Source organism: Roseibium sp. (assembly GCF_048261595.1).
GTDB lineage: Bacteria > Pseudomonadota > Alphaproteobacteria > Rhizobiales > Stappiaceae > Roseibium.
Genome location: NZ_JBLXFW010000003.1, coordinates 37,794 through 57,294, shown reverse-complemented (window position 1 = coordinate 57,294; position 19,501 = coordinate 37,794). Strand labels below are relative to the sequence as shown.

The 19,501-nt window shown below is 60.4% G+C and carries 15 protein-coding genes; 7 read left to right on the top strand and 8 right to left on the bottom strand.

The features are described 5' to 3' along the window. Positions 1-84: 84 nt before the first annotated feature. From trpS to ACN0SY_RS11330, 7 genes are all read right to left on the bottom strand, one after another. A complete protein-coding gene (trpS, locus tag ACN0SY_RS11360) occupies positions 85-1,164 on the bottom strand; it encodes a tryptophan--tRNA ligase (protein ID WP_417687253.1) in 1,080 nt (359 codons plus the stop codon). A 119-nt stretch (positions 1,165-1,283) separates the two neighbouring features. Then, positions 1,284-2,846, bottom strand: a complete 1,563-nt coding sequence (murJ, locus tag ACN0SY_RS11355) for a murein biosynthesis integral membrane protein MurJ (protein ID WP_417687252.1) — start codon at positions 2,844-2,846, stop codon at positions 1,284-1,286. Positions 2,847-2,892: 46 nt separating this feature from the next. Next, positions 2,893-5,718 (bottom strand): [protein-PII] uridylyltransferase, encoded by a 2,826-nt coding sequence (locus ACN0SY_RS11350; protein ID WP_417687251.1) that lies wholly within the window; start codon positions 5,716-5,718, stop codon positions 2,893-2,895. A 115-nt stretch (positions 5,719-5,833) separates the two neighbouring features. Further along, a complete protein-coding gene (locus ACN0SY_RS11345) occupies positions 5,834-6,205 on the bottom strand; it encodes a helix-turn-helix domain-containing protein (RefSeq protein WP_417687250.1) in 372 nt (123 codons plus the stop codon). Between the two features lie 4 nt (positions 6,206-6,209). Then, entirely contained in the window at positions 6,210-6,812 is a 603-nt protein-coding gene (locus ACN0SY_RS11340) for a Smr/MutS family protein (protein ID WP_417687249.1), read from the bottom strand. Beyond that, positions 6,809-7,924, bottom strand: coding sequence for a murein transglycosylase A (locus ACN0SY_RS11335; RefSeq protein WP_417687248.1), 1,116 nt, complete (start codon positions 7,922-7,924; stop codon positions 6,809-6,811). Before ACN0SY_RS11335 ends, ACN0SY_RS11340 begins: the two co-directional genes overlap by 4 nt. Before the next feature lie 99 nt (positions 7,925-8,023). Then, entirely contained in the window at positions 8,024-8,749 is a 726-nt protein-coding gene (locus tag ACN0SY_RS11330) for a Tim44/TimA family putative adaptor protein (protein ID WP_417687247.1), read from the bottom strand. 228 nt (positions 8,750-8,977) lie between these two features. Here ACN0SY_RS11330 and ACN0SY_RS11325 point away from each other — a divergent pair, with 228 nt between their 5' ends. The 3 genes from ACN0SY_RS11325 (at position 8,978) to polA (ending at position 13,729) form a co-directional block, all read left to right on the top strand. Continuing rightward, positions 8,978-9,484 carry an FxsA family protein gene (locus tag ACN0SY_RS11325; RefSeq protein ID WP_417687246.1) on the top strand — a complete coding sequence of 169 codons (507 nt, stop codon included), beginning with the start codon at positions 8,978-8,980 and terminating at the stop codon, positions 9,482-9,484. Positions 9,485-9,663: 179 nt separating this feature from the next. Continuing rightward, positions 9,664-10,695 (top strand): acyltransferase family protein, encoded by a 1,032-nt coding sequence (locus ACN0SY_RS11320; protein WP_417687245.1) that lies wholly within the window; start codon positions 9,664-9,666, stop codon positions 10,693-10,695. A 55-nt stretch (positions 10,696-10,750) separates the two neighbouring features. Beyond that, entirely contained in the window at positions 10,751-13,729 is a 2,979-nt protein-coding gene (gene polA, locus ACN0SY_RS11315) for a DNA polymerase I (protein WP_417687244.1), read from the top strand. On the opposite strand, the gene ACN0SY_RS11310 is transcribed toward polA, so the two are convergent. Next, the gene (locus ACN0SY_RS11310; protein ID WP_417687243.1) at positions 13,730-14,911 is read right to left on the bottom strand and encodes a hypothetical protein; all 1,182 of its coding nucleotides are present in this window, start codon (positions 14,909-14,911) and stop codon (positions 13,730-13,732) included. It abuts the gene before it with no gap. A 222-nt stretch (positions 14,912-15,133) separates the two neighbouring features. Here ACN0SY_RS11310 and ACN0SY_RS11305 point away from each other — a divergent pair, with 222 nt between their 5' ends. From ACN0SY_RS11305 to modC, 4 genes are all read left to right on the top strand, one after another. Next, positions 15,134-16,738: a GMC family oxidoreductase gene (locus ACN0SY_RS11305; RefSeq protein WP_417687900.1), complete on the top strand. Its 1,605-nt coding sequence runs from the start codon at positions 15,134-15,136 to the stop codon at positions 16,736-16,738. Positions 16,739-16,827: 89 nt separating this feature from the next. Further along, positions 16,828-17,586: a molybdate ABC transporter substrate-binding protein gene (gene modA, locus ACN0SY_RS11300; RefSeq protein ID WP_417687242.1), complete on the top strand. Its 759-nt coding sequence runs from the start codon at positions 16,828-16,830 to the stop codon at positions 17,584-17,586. Positions 17,587-17,625: 39 nt separating this feature from the next. Beyond that, the gene (gene modB / locus ACN0SY_RS11295) at positions 17,626-18,333 is read left to right on the top strand and encodes a molybdate ABC transporter permease subunit (RefSeq protein ID WP_417687241.1); all 708 of its coding nucleotides are present in this window, start codon (positions 17,626-17,628) and stop codon (positions 18,331-18,333) included. Next, a complete protein-coding gene (modC, locus tag ACN0SY_RS11290) occupies positions 18,326-19,483 on the top strand; it encodes a molybdenum ABC transporter ATP-binding protein (RefSeq protein ID WP_417687240.1) in 1,158 nt (385 codons plus the stop codon). The genes modB and modC overlap by 8 nt, the downstream gene beginning before the upstream one ends. Positions 19,484-19,501: the final 18 nt, after the last annotated feature.

Sequence of the window (19,501 nt, the reverse complement as noted above, 5' to 3'; positions counted from 1 at the left end):
TGCCGTTGCGGGTCCTCGCCGGAAATATAGAAACGCCCGGGACATGCCCGGGCGTTGGAGATGTTTTTCAAAGAACGTGGCGTCTCAGCGAACTTCCAGAAAGCCGATGATCCGGCGCACATCCTTGAGGACAGGCTCTGCAATTGCAGAGGCCTTCTCCGCACCATTCTTGAGGATCTTGTCGATTTCGGAGGGGTCAGCGGTCAGGCGTCGCATCTCGTCGGTCATCGGCGACAGCTTGGCCACTGCCAGGTCGGAGAGTGCCGGCTTGAAGGCCGAGAACTGCTGGCCGCCATATTCGCCGAGGACTTCCGCCTTCGACATGCCGGCAAGGGCCGCGTAGATGCCGACGAGGTTGTCGGCTTCCGGGCGGTCCTTCAGGCCATCGGTCTCGCTCGGGAGCGGCTCCGGATCAGTCTTGGCCTTCTTCACCTTCTTGGCGATGGAGTCCGCGTCGTCTGTCAGATTGATGCGCGACAGGTCGGAAGGGTCTGACTTGGACATCTTCTTCGTGCCGTCGCGAAGGCTCATGATGCGGGTCGCGGGACCTGCAATCATCGGCTCTGTCAGCGGGAAGAAGATTTCGTCCGGTACTTCAGGGGACGGGGTGGGGTTCGGCACGCCCAAGCCCAGTTCCTTGATGTTTTCTGCGAAGTCGTGGTTGAACTTCGTCGCGATGTCGCGCGTCAGCTCCAGGTGCTGCTTCTGGTCGTCGCCCACCGGCACATGGGTTGCGCGGTAGGCCAGAATGTCGGCCGCCATCAGGTTGGGATAGGCGAACAGGCCGACGGAAGCGTTTTCCTTGTTCTTGCCTGCCTTTTCCTTGAACTGGGTCATGCGGTTGAGCCAGCCCATACGCGCCACGCAGTTGAAGATCCAGGCCAGTTCCGAATGCTCACGGACCTGGCTCTGGTTGAAGATGATCGATTTCTTAGGGTCGATACCGGCGGCGATATAAGCGGCGGTAACTTCGCGGGTAGCACCCTGCAGTTCTGCGGCAGAAGGGAACCCGGCCGTGATCGCATGAAGATCGACGACACAGAAGATGGTTTCCATCTGGTCCTGAAGCGGAACCCAGCGGGAGACCGCACCGAGATAGTTGCCGAGGTGGAGATTGCCGGTCGGTTGGACGCCGGAGAAGACGCGAGGCTGGAAGGCCGTCATAGTATGATCCTTTTCGCAAGTAGCCGGTTGGAAGGGCCCTTGGTTTCATTGACGGATCGGGTTTAGGCATGCCCGCGCGATCATGCAAGCAATCTCGCCCTTCGAGAGGAAATCAGCTCTCAGGTGTTGCCGCGCTTCAACGTTTTGATATGGCCCACCAGATTGCTGCCGCCCGTAATCTGGACCAGCACAGCGAATGCCGCCATGCCGATCAGGACCAGCAGGCCAAGAGCCCCGATCCGAACCGGCAGGCCCGGTCCGAAGATCCACGGTGCCAGCCAGATCGAGGCGAAATGGATCACGATGCCCATCCCGAGGCTGGCGAGCAGGATGAAGACCAGCTTGCGCAGGATCCTCAGGTCCGGGGAAAAATGCCCGCGTTTCCAGAGCACGACGACCAGCAGACCCGTGTTGATCCAACCGGCGACAGTTGTGGCCAGAGCGATCCCCACATGTGCGAGGTAGGGGAAGAGAGCAAGTGAAAGCGCGACATTCACCGCCATGCCGACAGCCGCGAAATACATTGGCGTCCTGGTATCCTCGCGCGCGAAATAGCCCGGTGAGAAGACCTTGTTGAGCACAAACGCGGGCAGCCCGAAGGCAAAGGCTGCGAGAGCAGCCGCGGTACCCTGCGTAGCGGTTGCATCGAATTCACCGCGCTGGAAAAGCACTGAGACGATTTCATGCGGAATGACTGCCAGCGCCACAGAAGACGGCAGGGTCAGGACGAGCGAAAATTCCAGCGCGTTGTTCAGGCTGCGCTGGTACTGGTCGAGGTGACCGGATCTCAGCTGGCGCGTCAGGCTGGGCAGCAGAACGATGCCGATTGCGATGCCGATGACGCCGAGCGGAAGCTGGTAGAGCCGGTCGGCATAGTAGAGCAGGGCATTCGCGCCTTCCTGGAGGGATGCAATGACCTGTCCGACCGCGACGTTGATCTGCGTGACACCACCTGCGACGACCCCGGGGACACCCAGCTTCAGGAGTCGTTTTACCGACGGGGTCATTCGCGGGCGCAGGATCGGAACCGACAACCCCGCCCGGCGCATGTCCCAAAGTACCACGGCAAGCTGCACCAGCCCGGCAACGCTCACGCCGATGGTCAGGATAATCCCAAGCGTCTGGGAATGCTCTACGTCGAGGACAAGTATCGCGATCAGCACCAGACTCATCACCACATTCAGCATGACGGGGGCAAGAGCCGCAGCGCCGAAGCGGTCGTAGGTGTTCAAGATGCCACTCAGGAACGCGAGCGCAGACATGAAGATGAGATACGGGAAGGCGATCCGGCTCATCAGCACGGTCAGGTCGAATTTCGCCGGATCGTCGACGAACCCGGGCGCCAGGACCCAGACCACGCCCGGCATGAAGATCTGAGCCAGCGCCGTCAGGACGAGAAGAGTGCTGATCAGGACCGAGCCGATTTCACCTGCCAGCTTCCGCGCTCCAGCAGTGCCATCTTCCTCTACCGCTCGGCCGAACAGGGGAATGAAGGCAGAGTTGAACGCACCTTCGGCAAACAGCCGCCGGAAAAGATTGGGAAGGCGAAAGGCTACGACGAATGCATCCGCCACGGGCCCGGTCCCCACGGCCGCGGCGAGCAATGTGTCCCGTACGAAGCCAAGCAACCGGCTCGCCATGGTGGCTCCGCCAACCGTCGCGAAATTCTTCAACAGACTCATCGTGCAAAACTCATGGCCCGGGGCCTACCCGGAAATGTTCGAGAGCTCAGGAGGCCTGTCGTGAAACCGGAGCTGCCGGACTCATGTCCAGTTCCCCGCCGACCGCTGCCGCAAGGCGCTCTCGAATGATTTCCTGACGCCCGATATTGGCAATCTTTTGTCCGGTCAGGTCGGTGACGTAGAATACGTCAACGACCCGCTCCCCAAAGGTTGAAATGTGCGCCGAGCCGATATTGAGGTTCAGCGTCGCGATGGAGCGCGTAAGGTCGAACAGAAGGCCGGGCCGGTCGAGCCCGGAAACCTCCAGGACGGTGTAGTCATCCGACCAGGAGTTGTTGACCAGCACTTCCGCTTCCACCTTGAACGCCTTCATCCGGCCCTTCACGCTGGATTTCTTGACTGCGTTCTCCGGTAGTGGCGCTTCGCCGCGCAGCGTCTTGGCGATCAGCTGTGCAATGCGCTCGCCGCGGCGTTTTTCATCCGCATCGTCCGGCAACTCGCGGCTGATGAAGATCGTATCAAGGGCGAAGCCGTCTTTTGTCGTGTCGATCTGTGCGTCGACGATATTCGCGCCTGTGACGAAGCAGGCTCCGGCGATTGCCGAAAGCAGGCGTGGATGATCCGGTGCCAGGACGGTAATTTCGGTTACCCCTTCGAAGGAATGCGGGGTTACCGAAAATGCCAGTTGATCGCCCGATTTGTCCGCATTCCGGAGCAGTTCTGCGTGGGCTAGGGCACGATCGGGATCGATCCGCAGCCAGTAGGCTCGGTAATGACGGTCAATGTAGCTCTGGCGTGCCTTTTCCGTCCAATGGTCCAGCTTCGATAGCAGGATCCGCTTCGATTCCTCGACGGCCTGACTGTGCGAGACCTTGGTGTGCCCACCCGTCAGGTGCGGCTCGCACTCGTAGAAGAGCGTGCGCAGCAATTGCCCCTTCCAGCCGTTGAAGACGGCGGGGCCGACCGCGCGAATGTCGGCAACGGTCAGGATCAGCAGCAGCTTCAGACGTTCGACCGACTGCACCATGTTGGCGAAATCGGTGATCGTCTTGCGGTCGGACAGGTCGCGCGACTGGGCGATTGTGCTCATGTCCAGATGATGCTCGATCAGCCAGGCGACCGTGTCGGTCTCGGCATTGTTGAGGCCAAAGCGCGGACAGAGCTTGCGCGCGATCCGCGCGCCGGCAATCGAGTGATCCTCGGGCCGACCCTTGGCAATGTCGTGCAGGAACATAGCGACATACAAAAGCTTGCGCGTTTGCAATGTGCGGATCAGGTCTGTCGCCAGGGGATGATCGTCGCCGGATTCGCCGCGCTCGATTTCGGACAACACGCCGATCGACCGGATCAGATGCTCGTCGACCGTGTAGTGGTGATACATGTTGAACTGCATCATCGCCACGACCTTGCCGAAATCGGGCACGAACCGGCCGAGCACGCCGGCCTCGTTCATCTTGCGCAGGGTCTTTTCGGGCGTATTGCGCGATGTCAGTATGGCGAGGAAAAGCCGGTTGGCCTCCGGATCCTTGCGCAGGTTCGCGTCGATCAGCTTGAGCGATCGCCGGATGAGCTTTGTAAGTTCCGGGTTCAGGTTGAAGTCGTTCTTGTCCGCGACATGAAAGACCCGGATCAGGTTCACCGGGTCATCGGCAAATACATTTTCTGACGTCGTGTTCAGGCGGTTGTTGTCAACCACGAAACCGGCAAAGCCGTCGACCGGTTGGGCATTGCCTGCCGGTCGGCCGGCACGCAGACGGCGGACCAGCCCGGAAATCCCGCCTTGGCCGCGCGGCTGCTTGACGTGTTGATTTTCCAGCGCGGAGCAAAGAATACGGGTCAGGTCACCGACATCCTTTGCCACAAGGAAATAGTGCTTCATGAAGCGCTCGACATCCTTCATGCCAGGATGCTGTGTGTAGCCGAGACGGATGGCGATTTCCCGCTGTACGTCGAAGGACAGTCGTTCCTCCGGGCGGCCGGTCAGGAAGTGCAGGTGGCACCGCACGGCCCAGAGGAAGTCCTCGGTCTTGACGAAACGGTTATACTCGGATCGGGACAGGACGCCCTTTTTCACCAGTTCAGACTGGTCCCGGACCTGGTAGTGATACTTGGCGATCCAGAAGAGGGTGTTCAGATCCCGCAGTCCACCCTTGCTTTCCTTGATGTTCGGTTCGACAAGGTAACGGGACATGCCTTGCCTCTGGTGGCGTTCGTCGCGCTCCTGGAGTTTGGCGGCAATGAACTCCGAACTTGTCCCGTCGATCACCTCGGCGGCAAAGCGCTCTACCAGATCGTTGTAGAGATCCTCGTCGCCCCAGATGTAGCGAGCCTCCAGGATAGCCGTACGGATCGTCATGTCCTGTCGCGACAGCCGGATGCATTCATCGATATTCCGGGTTGCATGGCCGACTTTCAGGCCCAGGTCCCAGAGCATGTAGAGAATATATTCCACCACCTGCTCGCCCCAGGGGGTCTGCTTGTAGGGTAGCACGAACAGAAGATCGACGTCCGATCCCGGGGCCAGGGTGCCGCGGCCGTAGCCTCCGACGGCCACCACGGACATGCGCTCGGCCGTCGACGGATTTTTGATTCTGTAGACGTGATACAGGGCAAAATCGTAGATGACCCGGATCAGCTCGTCCTGCAGATGCGATAGGCGCCAGGCGCAGCGAAGCCCGCCACCATCCTCGTTGAGTCCGTTCTGAGCGACTTCGCGTCCGGATTTCATGGCCGCCTTGAGTTCACTCAGCACCTGCGATCGGATCTTGAGGTCCGAGCCGTCACCGTCGGTCTGGGATGTCAGATCCGTCAAGCGTTGGCGCAGGGCATCTGTATCAATCAGGCCGGCAAGGTCGTCTTGGGAAATCTTCATGAAACGGGCCGTCTTCGATCCGGTCCGGAATACCTCCGAACCAACTGTCTTGTCTGCGCTCTCTATAGAGCCCGGGAGATAATGCTGCGTAAAGGCATCGCAATGGATGACATGCTTATACGCCATCCTTTGCGGAGACCACCCGCAATTGATGCAGGAGATGCTCCAGGGACTCCGGGGAAAGTCCCTCGATCTTGCCTGCCAGGCGATTTGCCAGTTCCGTGGCCTTGGGATGCATGCCGGACGTGTCGATGGTGACACGCGGATCAGACAGTTCTGCCAGTCTCTGGATTTCTTCAGCTTCGTCCCAGATGACGTTGAAATAGGTGATGATCCTCTGGACCAGGAACCAGGTCGGCTTGCCGCGCTTTCCATGCTCCAGCGCGGACAGATAAGCGCTTGAGACCGACAGCCCGTTTGCCATTTCCTTCAGCGAAATGCCGCGCTTCTGGCGCAGCTCCCGGATCTTTGCTCCAAGTGGCGTCACGTTTCTACCTTCGTCTGCGAATCCGCACGTAGAGGGCGCCTGCCCCGCCATGCGTCACATGCGCTTCCTCATATCCGATCACGACCTGACGCATCTCGGGCATGGCCAGCCACTGCGGCACGGCCCTCCGAAGAATCCCCATGTCGTCCCAATGGTCATGCCGGAAGTCGTTGCCTTTGCCTTTCCCGCCCTTGCCGGTGATCACCAGGACGACCTTGTGACCGCTCGCCTGGGCATTATAGAGGAACCCGCGAAGGCGTTCATGCGCCTGATGTTGCGTCAGTCCGTGCAGATCGATGCGTGCGTCGATCGGCTTGACGCCGCGCACGAGCTTCTTGCGATAGCGGTGCTCTAGCTGATGAAGCGGTGGCGGCTTGGGTGTAGCTGAAACAGCAGGCGCCGCCGTCGGCGCGCGCATGGCCGTCGCTGTCGCTTTCTTCGCTGCCGGAGTAGCACTGGGAGGGTCCAGAAGCTGTTCGAAGTCTTCCGCATCCGGTTGACTGGCCGTTTTCGGGTTCAGAGGCGTCAGCGTCTTCGTCACCTTCGCCCACAGCGCGCGGTCCTCGGGCGACAAGTGCCCTTTTTTGCGCTTCTTAGGACCCATCATCCCTTGCTGCCTTGCGTGGTGCGCTTGCGGGGAAGAAGAACGGTCATTCTTGCGCCGTGACGCAGCTCGCCTGCGATACGGCCTGCCTCGGCGCCGGAGCCGGCAAAGAGATCGCCGCGGGCCGCGCCGCGGATCGCGGATCCGGTGTCGTCAGCGATGACAAGACGGGGAAAGGAAATCGGGTTGTCGGAAATGCCTGAGATGTCGGCACTGACGAAGACCGGTGCGCCGTAGGGGATGTGAGTGGGATCGACTGCCAGACTGCGACCGGCGACAAGCGGTATGCCAACTGAACCAACTGGACCGTCCTGCGGATCATCCAGCTGCACTTCGCGAAAGAAGATGAAAGAGCGGTTTTCGCGAAACAGGTCGTCGCGTTTGTCCGGATTGTCCTGCAGCCATTTGCGCAGACCAGAGGCCGTCAAATCCTCAGGACGCCCTTCTCCACGGTTCACCAGAACCCTGGCGATCGACGTATAGGGATGTCCCGTCTTGCCGGCATATCCAACCCGCATGACCGAACCGTCGTCCAGTTTCAATCGCGCTGAGCCCTGAACATGAACAAAGAACGCGTCGATCGGATCGGCCAGATAAACGAATTCGAGCTCTTCTTTCTGCAGCGCGCCATCCATGATGGCGGGCCTGTCCGGCAGAGGCACAAGGCCCTTGTCTGTCAGGCGACCGTGGCTCAGCTCGTTCGCCCAGCCATCCGGCCGATTTCGGTCCGTGATTGCGACAAGTCCTTCAGGTGCCTTCAGAAGCGGGGTGGCAAAGTCGTCGGTCTTGATGCGCGAGGCGGGAAGTTCCGGCTCGAAATAGCCGGTCAGGAACCCTGAGCTCGAAAAGTGGTGCGGTGTGAACTCGCTCTCGAAAAAGCTGCGGGCATCCTCGTTGCCGCGGCCCAACGCAGCCTCGCCGCGGGCACACAGCTCGCGCACACGCGCGGACGAAAGATCGAGCGGCTTTTTCTTGAACACCTGAGGTGCCTGTCGGCAGACGCGGACGAAGGCGGTAAGTGCGCTCGCATGGTCATCGGTGTTCCAGCCGGAGATCTTGTCGAAGGACGTTCGAACGAGACCGGGAGCGGCTTGCGCTGTTGAAATGCCTTTCACGGCGTCAGTCCCCACCCCTGCGGCTATGCATATTCCAAGCAGGAATCCGAGCGTCGTGCGACCGGCGTGTCCGCCTCTGACGGACCGGGATCCCATCGCTCAAGCAGATTCGGTGGCAACCAGCTTCCAGTTTGGATCCCGCGAAGTGGTGTCGCGGGCAAACGTCCAGATATCAATCACTTCCGTGACCTTGTTCGGATCACCGTCGATGACTTCACCGTTCTTGTCACGGGTTGCGGAAATCAACTGGCTCTGAACCTTCACGGTAACCTGGGCCTGATTGCCCTTGAGTGCTGCCTCGACGATCTCGGCCTTGTCGATGCCCACAAATGTTGAATCGATGCTTTCGCCGCGCTTCTCACGGTCTTCGATCGCGCTGACAAAGCCCTCGTAGACTTCTTTCGAGAGCAGGTTCTTCAGGCTCTTTCGGTCACCTTCCGCGAAGGCGATCACGATCATTTCGTAGGCTGCCTTCGCGCCCTGAATGAAGGGTTCCGGCTCGAAGCTCCGGTCGACGGACAGTATGTTGCGCAGCGCGTCGTTGAGGGCAGAACCTGCCGGAGCAACCTTTTCAATCACCACGTCATCGTTTGCGCGTGGATTGACCGGCTCGTCTATGTCCTGGCCCGGAAGCGGAATTACGTTGTCGCCGCCATTGCCGTTGTCGGACTGTGTTTGGCGTTCCTGCCGCTCGGATTTGGAATACGGGTCGAAGGGCGGGCGTTCGTTGCCGGTGCGGCGTCCGAGAACGGACCGCAGGCGGAAGATGATGAACACGGCCAGCGCAAGGAATATGATGTTGTAAACGTCGAAAATCTCGTTCATCGCAGCTACCGGCTATCCTGTAGGGGTACGTTCCGACCAGCGGGGTCATGGCCCCTTCCCTCGGTACGCAGACTATTTCTTCCTATTTAAGGCGTTCTTCAACCAGCATCTAGTGCCGAGGGCAAGTCTGTTATGGCAAACAGGCGCTTCCCGGCATCAAAAGGCTCGTAATCCTCCGGACGGATGACTACGTTGTGAATAGAGTATGACATAAACGACGGAAGTTTCGTGGCCCTTTACATTCTGGCGGCAATCATCCTGCTGCCCTTGATCGAAATCGCGGTGTTTATCCAGGTCGGCAGCGCCATTGGTGTCTTACCCACCGTGATCCTGACGGTGCTGACGGCCGTTGCGGGAACGCTGATGTTGCGACAGCAGGGTCTTTCGCTGGTCATGCGGATGCAGTCCGAGATGAATGCCGGACGGGTGCCGGGGGAAGACATCATGCACGGCGCGATGATCGTCCTCGCCAGCCTGTTCCTGCTCATTCCTGGTTTCGTTACAGACGGTTTCGGACTTGCTCTCTTCATTCCGCCGGTTCGCTCGGCGATCGCGCGATTTGTCATCTCCCGTGCAAATGTCTCCATCGTTCAGGGAGGATCTGTCTATCGGGGCGACGAGGGCGTTGTCGATCTTGATGAGGGCGACTGGTCGCGGAGTGGTGCACCAGGCGCCGATCGGGATGGTCAGCAGCGCATCAGCCCTTGGGTGGACAACAAAAACGAACGGGATTGAACCCCTGGGACGCCGCTCCGGTGCATCTGGAAAACGGCTTGTGACCGGGCATGAGCATCACCTCACGTCAATGTGACCTGTCAAATTTACCATTTTGGGATCTTAACCACGCCTCTTAACCCATCCACCCCAGGAAAAGCCTAGGATTTGGCCATTGTTTTCGCGGCAAGGTTAAGGCTATGGGCTCTCCCAGAGTGGAATGGGTGGATACGGCAAAGGGTATCTGCATCATCTTCGTTGTGATGATGCATTCCGTTCTTGGTGTCGAAGCCGAGGCTGGACAGACCGGCTGGATGCATGCGGTCGTCACCTTTGCCAAACCGTTCCGGATGCCCGACTTTTTTCTGATCTCCGGCCTGTTTCTGTCCAATGTGATCAACCGGGACTGGAAGCTTTATCTGGACCGGAAGGTCGTTCACTTCCTCTATTTTTATCTGCTCTGGCTTATCCTGCAGTTCGCGGTCAAGACGCCAGGGTTTGTCGCCAACGAAGGTTGGGATTACGTCGTCTACAATTTCGCCCTGAGTTTCGTGGAGCCGTTCGGAACCCTCTGGTTCATCTACATGCTCCCGATCTTCTTCGTGGTCTGTAAACTGGCGCACGACAAAGGCATCCCCTGGCAGGTCATGCTTGGCATCGGAATTGTTCTTCAGGTCGCGCCCATCCAGACCGGATGGGGATTGCTCAACGAATTCACTGACCGCTTCGTGTTCTTTTATGCAGGCTACATCTTCGCGCCGCGGATTTTTGCCCTGGCGGACTGGGCGAGCGCCCGCGTTTCCTCCAGCCTGATGCTGCTTTTCGGTTGGGCACTCGTAAACGGCGGCCTCGTCGCGGCTGGTTGGGCCGAACTGCCGGTCGTCTCGCTTGTGCTTGGTGCTGCTGGTGCCATGGCAATCATTCTGACCAGCGCGTTGATCGCAAAATCCGGCACGTTTGGGTTCCTGCGTAACTTCGGTCAGAACTCGATCGTCATCTATCTGGCATTCTTTTTCCCGATGGCGGTCACGCGCATCATTCTGATGAAGCTCGGGTACTTCGATATCGGCACCGTGTCCGCTCTCGTGACGGCTGCTGCCGTCACCAGTCCCATGATCCTGCTCTGGATGATCGAGCGCACAAACATGGGATGGTTCCTGTTCCGGCGTCCCGAGTGGGCCTATCTGGACGGCACGCGCATTAGGCCAAGGAGCTTCCAGCCGGCCGAGTGATCACTCGACTGCGGATTAGCCCGATTAGGCCTTTTCACGCAGGCCGCGTGCGGGCATGATCCGCGCCATGTCGACTGATAACTCCGTTCCCGCGCTCACCGCTGACGACCACCTGATCCTGGTCGATGGCTCCACCTTCATCTTCCGCGCCTATCACGCTCTGCCGCCCCTCACGCGCAAGCCCGACGGCTTGCCGGTCGGCGCGGTGTCCGGGTTCTGCAACATGTTGTGGAAGCTGCTGCAGGAAGGACTGACGCCGGAGCCGGGCGACGAGCCGACCCATTTCGCTGTCATCTTCGACCATTCGGCCAAGACGTTCCGGTCCGACATCTATCCCGAGTACAAGGCCCATCGGCCAGAGCCGCCGGAGGATCTCGTTCCCCAGTTCGGCCTGATCCGCCAGGCAACGCGGGCGTTTTCCGTCCACTGCATCGAGCAGGAAGGCTTCGAGGCAGACGACCTGATCGCGACGTATGCGGTCCAGGCGGCGGCAATGGGCGCGCGCGTTACCATTGCATCGGGCGACAAGGACCTGATGCAGCTCATCGGACCGAAGGTCTCGATGATCGACACCATGAAGAACAAGACCTTCACCGAGGAGGAAGTGTTCGAGAAATTCGGCGTCGGTCCCGACAAGGTCATCGAGGTCCAGTCGCTGGCGGGCGACAGTGTCGACAACGTTCCCGGGGTTCCGGGGATCGGCATCAAGACCGCGGCCCAGCTGATCAACGAATATGGCAATCTGGAAACGCTGCTGGAGCGCGCTTCCGAGATCAAGCAGAACAAGCGCCGGGAAAACCTGATCGAGTTCGCCGAACAGGCCCGCATTTCAAAGAAGCTGGTCACGCTGAAACAGGATGTGCCTGTCGAAGTGCCGGTTGCCGCGCTCTCCGTCACCGAGGTCGACGGGCCGAAGGCAGTCGGCTTCCTGAAGGCCATGGGCTTCACCACGCTGACCAAGCGGGTTGCCGAAGTCACCGGCGCCGAAATGGCCAATATCGACCCGGACGAGTTCGAAGTACCGGGTTGGGATGTGCCGGACCACAAGGGCCGGATGTCCGAGAACGCTCCGTCCAACCGTCCGGAGCCTGCGGCGGAAACAGCCTCCGCGCCGAAGGACGGCGACATGATGGTGCCGCAAACCGTGGCGGATGCCCGAGCTGAAGCGGCCCGTGACAGCACCATCGACACCTCTGCCTACGAGACGGTGAAGACAATCGACCGTTTGAAGGATTGGGTCGCCGAGGCATTGGAAGTCGGCTACGTCGCCTTCGACACAGAGACCACCTCGCTGGATGCCATGCAGGCGGATCTTGTCGGCGTTTCGCTGGCAACGGCCCCTGGAAAGGCCTGCTACATCCCACTCGGCCATGTTGATGGCGAAGGCGATCTGCTCGGCGGCGGAGGTCTGGTCGAAGGCCAGATCCCAATGGCCGATGCGCTTGAGGTTCTCAAGCCGATGCTGGAGGATCCGTCGGTCCTGAAGATCGCCCAGAACCTGAAATACGATTGGCTGGTCATGACCCGCCACGGTATCGATATATCGCCCTTCGACGACACTATGCTGCTGTCCTACGCGCTGGATGCGGGAAAGGGCGGCAACGGAATGGACGAACTTTCCGAGCGCTGGCTCGGTCACAAGCCGATCCCGTTCAAGGAGATCTGTGGCTCCGGAAAGTCGATGATCACTTTCGACAAGGTCGAGATAGACAAGGCCACGGCCTATGCGGCTGAGGACGCGGACGTGACCCTTCGCCTGTGGCAGGTCCTGAAACCGCGGCTGGCGTCCGAGCGCATGGCGACGGTCTACGAAAGTCTGGAACGGCCGATGGTTCCGGTTCTGGCGCGCATGGAAAAGCGCGGCATTTCTGTTGACCGGCAGATGTTGTCGCGCCTGTCCGGCGACTTTGCGCAAGGCATGGCGGGGTTGGAAAGCGAGATCTATGAACTCGCCGGCGAGAACTTCAACATTGGCTCGCCCAAGCAGCTCGGAGACATTCTGTTCGGCAAGATGGGGCTGCCGGGCGGCAAGAAGACCAAGACTGGTGCCTGGTCGACCTCCGCTTCCGTTCTGGAGGATCTGGCCGCCGAAGGGCATGAGCTGCCTTCCCGGATCGTCTCCTGGCGCCAGCTGTCCAAGCTGAAGTCGACCTATTCCGACGCCCTGCCCGGTTTCATCAATCCCGAGACCAAGCGCGTTCACACGTCCTATTCGTTGGCCGCGACGACCACAGGCCGCCTGTCCTCGTCAGAGCCGAACCTGCAGAACATTCCGGTTCGGACGGAGGAAGGCCGCAAGATCCGCAAGGCCTTCATTGCAACGCCCGGTCACAAGCTAATTTCCGCCGACTACAGCCAGATCGAGCTGCGCGTGCTCGCTCATATGGCCGACATCCCGCAGCTGAAGAAGGCGTTCGAAGACGGCCTCGACATTCACGCCATGACTGCGTCCGAAATGTTCGGCGTGCCGATCGAGGGCATGGACCCGATGGTTCGCCGCAGAGCCAAGGCCATCAACTTCGGCATCATCTATGGCATTTCCGCCTTCGGTCTAGCGGCCCAGCTCGGTATCGCCCGGGGCGAGGCCAGCGACTACATCAAGACCTATTTCGAGCGCTTCCCCGGCATCAGGGACTATATGGAAGCGAGCAAGAAGGAGGTTCACGCCAACGGATATGTGAGCACGATCTTCGGTCGCAAGGCGCATTATCCGGACGTGAACACCAAGAACCCCAACATGCGGTCATTCTACGAGCGTGCGGCGATCAACGCGCCGATCCAGGGTTCTGCCGCGGATATCCTGCGCCGGGCAATGGTGCGCATGGAAGACCGGTTGAACCACTCGAAGCTCGACGCGCAAATGCTCCTGCAGGTGCATGACGAACTCATCTTCGAGGTGCCGGAAGATCAGGTGGACGCCACGATTCCGGTGATCAAGGAGGTCATGGAAAAGGCCTGCGAGCCGACGCTGCAGCTCTCGGTTCCGCTACAGGTCGACGCCCGCGCCGCCGACAACTGGGACGAAGCTCACTGATCAGCGGATGCCGGTCTTGTGGCCCTCTCCAGCCTGCTTGTGCCACTGGATCAGCAGGATCATGCCGAGAAGCATCAGGTAGGGGAAATAGAACCGGGTCTCGTAGTGCGGGAAGACAAGGTACTTCGCGCAGATCGAGGTAAATACCCCGAAGAGCAGGGCGCGGACACGGGTGCCGAGCTGCGCCGGGTCGATGGCGCGCGCATAGAAAATGATGAGACCGAACAGGGCGGCCAGCCATGTCTGGTTCATCAGTGAGCGCACAGTGGCACGCACCAGCATCTGCAAATAGATCACGGGCGAGAACGGCGGGTCGAAGCCCTCGAGCGTCGGCACATATTCGATGTGGCTGAACCAGAGGTGGATCCACCAGCCTGGATGGCTGTCGTCCTTGAGAACGAAGAAGTAGGCTGCCGCCGAGACGAAGAACGTCGCCGTCATGATCCACCGACCGGGGCCATAGATCGCGGCAAAGACGAAGAACACGCCGATAAAGGCGAGATGGTCGGGCCGGATGAAAAGCGCGGCCACGAGACAGATCGCCGCCAGCAGGTCTCGTCGTTCGATGTAGAGAAAACCGGCGAGGAGCAGGAAGATCGAGCCAAAAAGGTCCGGGGTTATCAGGCTCGCGGCAGCTCCGAACTGCGCCGCAACCAGCATCCCCACCACGACCGGTCCGTAGGACAGCGCCCCATTGCGCGCGAGCCAGACAAGCAGAATACCGATAATCGCTAAGCTCGACGCGGTTGAAATCGCTCTGAGAGCCTTCACCGGATCCATATAGGCGCTGATGGCCCGCGCGGTTTCGACATAGGCAATCTTCAGCCGGTAAAAGCCGAGCATGGTTGCAAATGCGGCCGGGTCTTCATATTGCCGGATGCGATAGTCCCGATCCTCGGTCAGCACGATGAACTCGCCCGGGCTCAGGTTCTCCCGGACGAGCCCGAAGGCCTGATCATGCATCTCGACCGGATCGGTGACACGATCCTCCAGAACGACCGCCGTATAGGCGATCATGTCCCAGTTGGAGACCGGATAGACGGTCACGACCGCGGCGACCATCAGGCCGAACAGCGCCAGTATGCCGGCGCCGATCAAGGTATTGAACCGCCGATAGAGCCGGGCGGTAGGTCGGTACACGCCGACAAAGCAGGTTTCCAGCAGTCTGGATGCGGGTGTCATCGATGTGTCTCCGGAGGTTGACCGAGCCGGTGGTGATTCTGAAGCATCCCCGTAATTTTTACGTAAACCTCGCATATTTGCGCATTAGAACTGCCGAATACGAGTGTTGATGTGCGCAAACTATAGTCTTGATGTGCGCAACTCCCCCTTGTCCTTTGGCGTTGCCCGTGGCTCCATCCAGCATGGGAAACGACTGCTTGGCGGGAAGACAAAATGCGCGATCTGGGAACCTTTGACTATGTGATCGTTGGTGCCGGATCCGCAGGTTGCGTTCTGGCCAATCGCCTCTCGGAAGATCCGGATGCGAAGGTGCTGCTGCTGGAAGCCGGCAAGAGTGACAATTACATCTGGGTGCACATTCCAGTCGGCTATCTCTACTGCATGGGCAACCCGCGCACCGACTGGGGATTCCACACTGCGAAGGATCCGGGCCTCAATGGCCGGTCGCTAATGTATCCGCGCGGCAAGGTGCTGGGGGGCTGCTCCTCCATCAACGGCATGATCTACATGCGAGGCCAGGCGCGGGACTACGACCGCTGGCGCCAGTTCGGCCTGCCCGGCTGGAGTTGGGACGACGTCCTGCCCTATTTCCGCAAATCCGAGGATCACTACGACCTCAAGGACGACCTGCATGGTCAGGGCGGCGAGTTGAGGGTCGAACAGCAGCGCCTGTCATGGAAAGTTCTCGACGCCTTCCGGGACGCCTGCTCGGAAATCGGAATTCCGAAGATCGATGACTTCAACACCGGTGACAACCATGGCGTCTCCTATTTCCAGGTGAACCAGAAGTCGGGTATCCGCTGGAACACCGCCAAGGGCTTCCTGCGCCCGGCGATGAAGCGTCCGAACCTGAAGGTCATCACTGAGGCTCATGCGAGCCGCATAGTGATCGAAGATGGCCGGGCGTCTGGGCTCGAATTGAGCGTCAAGGGCGAGGCTGCAAGGGTTTCGGTCGCCGGAGAGCTGATCCTCTCGGCCGGTGCCATCGGCTCGCCGCAGCTTCTGGAACTTTCAGGCATCGGCAATCCGGAGGTGCTGAAGAAGGCTGGCATCGAAACGACCCATGATCTGAAGAGTGTCGGCGAGAATCTGCAGGACCACCTGCAGCTGCGCACGATCTACAAGATCAAGGATGCGGTGACGTTGAACCAGATGGCGGGTAACTGGTTCGGCAAGGCAAAAATCGGCCTCGAATATGTTCTGAGACGCACGGGTCCCATGTCGATGGCTCCGAGCCAGCTCGGCGTATTCGCCAAGTCCGATCCGTCCTTCGAGACCGCCAATGTCGAGTATCACGTGCAACCGCTGTCGCTCGACAAGTTCGGAGACCCGTTGCACGACTTCCCGGCCATCACCGCGAGCGTCTGCAACCTGCGTCCCGAAAGCCGCGGCCACGTTCACATCACATCGCCGAACCGGAATGATCAGCCGGAAATCCTGCCGAATTATCTGTCCGCTGAGGCCGACCGCAAGGTTGCCGCCGACTCCATTCGCCTGACACGGCGGATCATGGCTGCCCCGTCCCTGGCCAAACATGATCCGGAGGAGTATCTCCCGGGATCCCAGCTCGAAAGCGATGAGGAGCTGGCAAAGGCAGCCGGTAATATCGGCACCACCATTTTCCATCCCGTGGGCACCTGCCGGATGGGAACCGATGAGACATCCGTGGTCGATGAGCGCTTGCGCCTGCGCGGTATTTCCGGACTGCGCGTGGTTGACGCGTCTGTCATGCCAACCATCACCTCTGGCAACACCAATGCTCCCACGATCATGATCGCCGAGAAGGGCGCGGAGATGATCCGCGAGGACAGGCGGGCCACACGATAAAACCTGCCGTTAGCGGATGCGCGATGGCATGGACATTTGCGAAACTCCGACTAGTTTCGATGCGTCCACGTGGAGGTATCGGGTCAAACATGCGCGTCTTTCGGATCATGTCCGCCATCGTCGGGGCTCTGGCCTGTGTCGCCTCTCCCGCGGCCGCGGGCGACAGGATCACCGTTTTCGCTGCGGCGAGCATGAGTGAAGCCTTGACCGAGGTTGGTGCGTCCTTCGAGCAGGAGACCGGAACGGAAATTGTCTTCTCCTTCGCTGGTACGGGGACCCTGGCGCGGCAGATCGAGGCCGGGGCGCCAGCAGATGTCTTCGTTTCGGCGGACGAGGAGTGGATGGCTTATCTGACGTCGCGTGGTGCAGTCGATGCGCAGACGGTCACAATTATCGCTGGCAACAGCCTTGTGCTCGTCGGTCCAGCGGATGCCAAAAGTCTTGAACTTACGTCCGAAGCAATCGCGGCCCGGGTTGGGAACGGCCGTCTCGCGATAGCCGATCCGGACACCGTGCCGGCCGGGCGCTACGGAAAGGCGGCACTCACGGCTATCGGACTTTGGGACGCAGTCGAAGGCCGTCTCGCCCCGATGGACAATGTCCGGGTTGCGCTTGCCTCGGTCGCCCGGGGCGATACACCCCTTGGAGTGGTCTACGGCTCGGACGCCACGGTGGAACGACAGGTGAAAGTCGTTGCCGAGTTCCCGGTCTCCAGCCATCCCGACATACATTACCCGGCTGGACTCGTCTCCGGCACGGCTTCTTTGGGCGCGAATTTTCTTGCCTTCTTGACCGGCGACGTGGCGCAGGCGATTTTTGCGGACTATGGATTTGCCACCCGGCCGTGAGCCGGCACGGGATCGGCATCGCGGGGGACATGGTTCGGTTTGGCGTTTCTTCAGCTACAGCCACAGGAATGGCAGGCCCTCACCCTGACCCTGAAGGTCGCCTTGAGTGCCCTCGCCTTCTCGCTGCCTCTGGCCATTGCCGTTGCCTATGCCCTCGCCAGATGGCGGTTCCCGGGGCATGGCGTGATCAATGCGCTGATCCATATGCCGTTGGTCCTGCCTCCGGTGGTCACCGGCTATCTGCTCCTGCTCGCCTTCGGCAAGAACGGCCCTGCTGGCAGGTTCCTGTCTGAAACCTTCGGGATCAGCTTCGCCTTCAACTGGGCCGGTGCGGCCCTGGCCGCCGGAATAATGGCTTTTCCGCTCATGGTCCGCCCCATCCGGCTTGCGTTCGAGGCGGTCGATCCGAAACTGGAACAGGCTGCCTCTTCGCTTGGCGCACGGCGGCTTGTCTCCTTTGCCGTCGTCACCTTGCCGCTGACATTGCCCGGAATTCTGGGCGGAGCCATTCTCGGGTTTGCCAAGGCGATGGGCGAATTCGGTGCGACGATCACCTTCGTCTCCAACATTCCCGGCGAGACCCGGACGTTGTCGCTGGCCCTCTACACGGCAACCCAAAGCCCATCGGGCGATCTGGCGGCCTTCCGGCTGACGCTGATTTCCGCGTTCGTGGCATTTGCCGCACTGATTGCCTCGGAAGTCTGGGCGAGACGTCTGCGCCAGAAAATCGGAGGCGTGGATGCTTGAGGTAGACATCAATGGCCGGGCCGGCAGCTTTGCCGTGGAGGCCAGCTTCACGGCCAGTGCGGGTGTCACGTCACTCTTCGGGCAATCCGGGGCGGGCAAGTCGACCATCACCAATATGGTCGCCGGGCTGTTGAGACCGGACGAGGGGCGCATCGTCGTGGATGGGGATGTGTTGTTCGATAGCGCGCAGGGGATTGACGTTCCCGCCCGCCGTCGGCGCATCGGTCATGTGTTCCAGGACGCCCGTCTCTTCCCGCATCTGTCAGTGAAATCCAACCTGACATTCTCGCGCTGGGCGGGTGGCCGCCGGGATACCCGTTCGCTTGACGAAGTTGTCGATCTGCTTGGAATTGGCAATTTGCTGGAGCGCAAGCCGGGCACATTATCTGGCGGTGAACGGCAACGAGTCGCAATCGGCCGCGCTCTCTTGTCCGATCCTCGGCTCCTGCTGATGGATGAACCGCTGGCGTCTCTCGACCAGGCACGAAAATCGGACATCCTGCCCTACCTCGACCGGCTCTGCAGCGAGGCGGGAATTCCGATCCTTTATGTCAGCCACGCCATGGAAGAAGTCGCGCGCCTGTCCCAGACCCTCGTCATCGTATCGGGCGGGAAAACCATTGCCCATGGTCCGGTTGCCGATATTCTGGCCCGCGTTGATCTAGGCCGCGCGACGGGCAGGCATGAGGCAAGCGCGCTCCTTCAGGGCCGGATTTCTCACATCGACCGGATGTGGGGCCTGAGCTCGGTTGACCTCGGCGGGGGGCAGGTGATGCAGGTTCCGGGCCTCGACGCCGACCTCGGTGAGGCCATCCGCCTTCGCATCCGCGCTCGCGACGTGGCGATTGCGACGGCTCCGCCGACCGGGATCAGCATCCGAAACGTCCTGTCCGGAACGGTGCGGGCCATTACCGATGAGACCGGACCCTACACCGAAGTTCTCTGTGCCGTCGGCGGACAAAGCCTGCGCGCCCGCCTGACCCGAGCATCGGCGGCGGATCTCGGGCTTCATCCGGGACGAACCGTTCATCTCCTGATCAAGAGCGTCGCGATTGACCGCCGGCAGAGCGCGCCCGTCCCTGCAAATGTGGCAGGCGGCCCCGACAGGGACATCGGTGGGGATACGGATCCCGCCCAAAGGCTGGTATGATGCAGCCTATGAAAACCG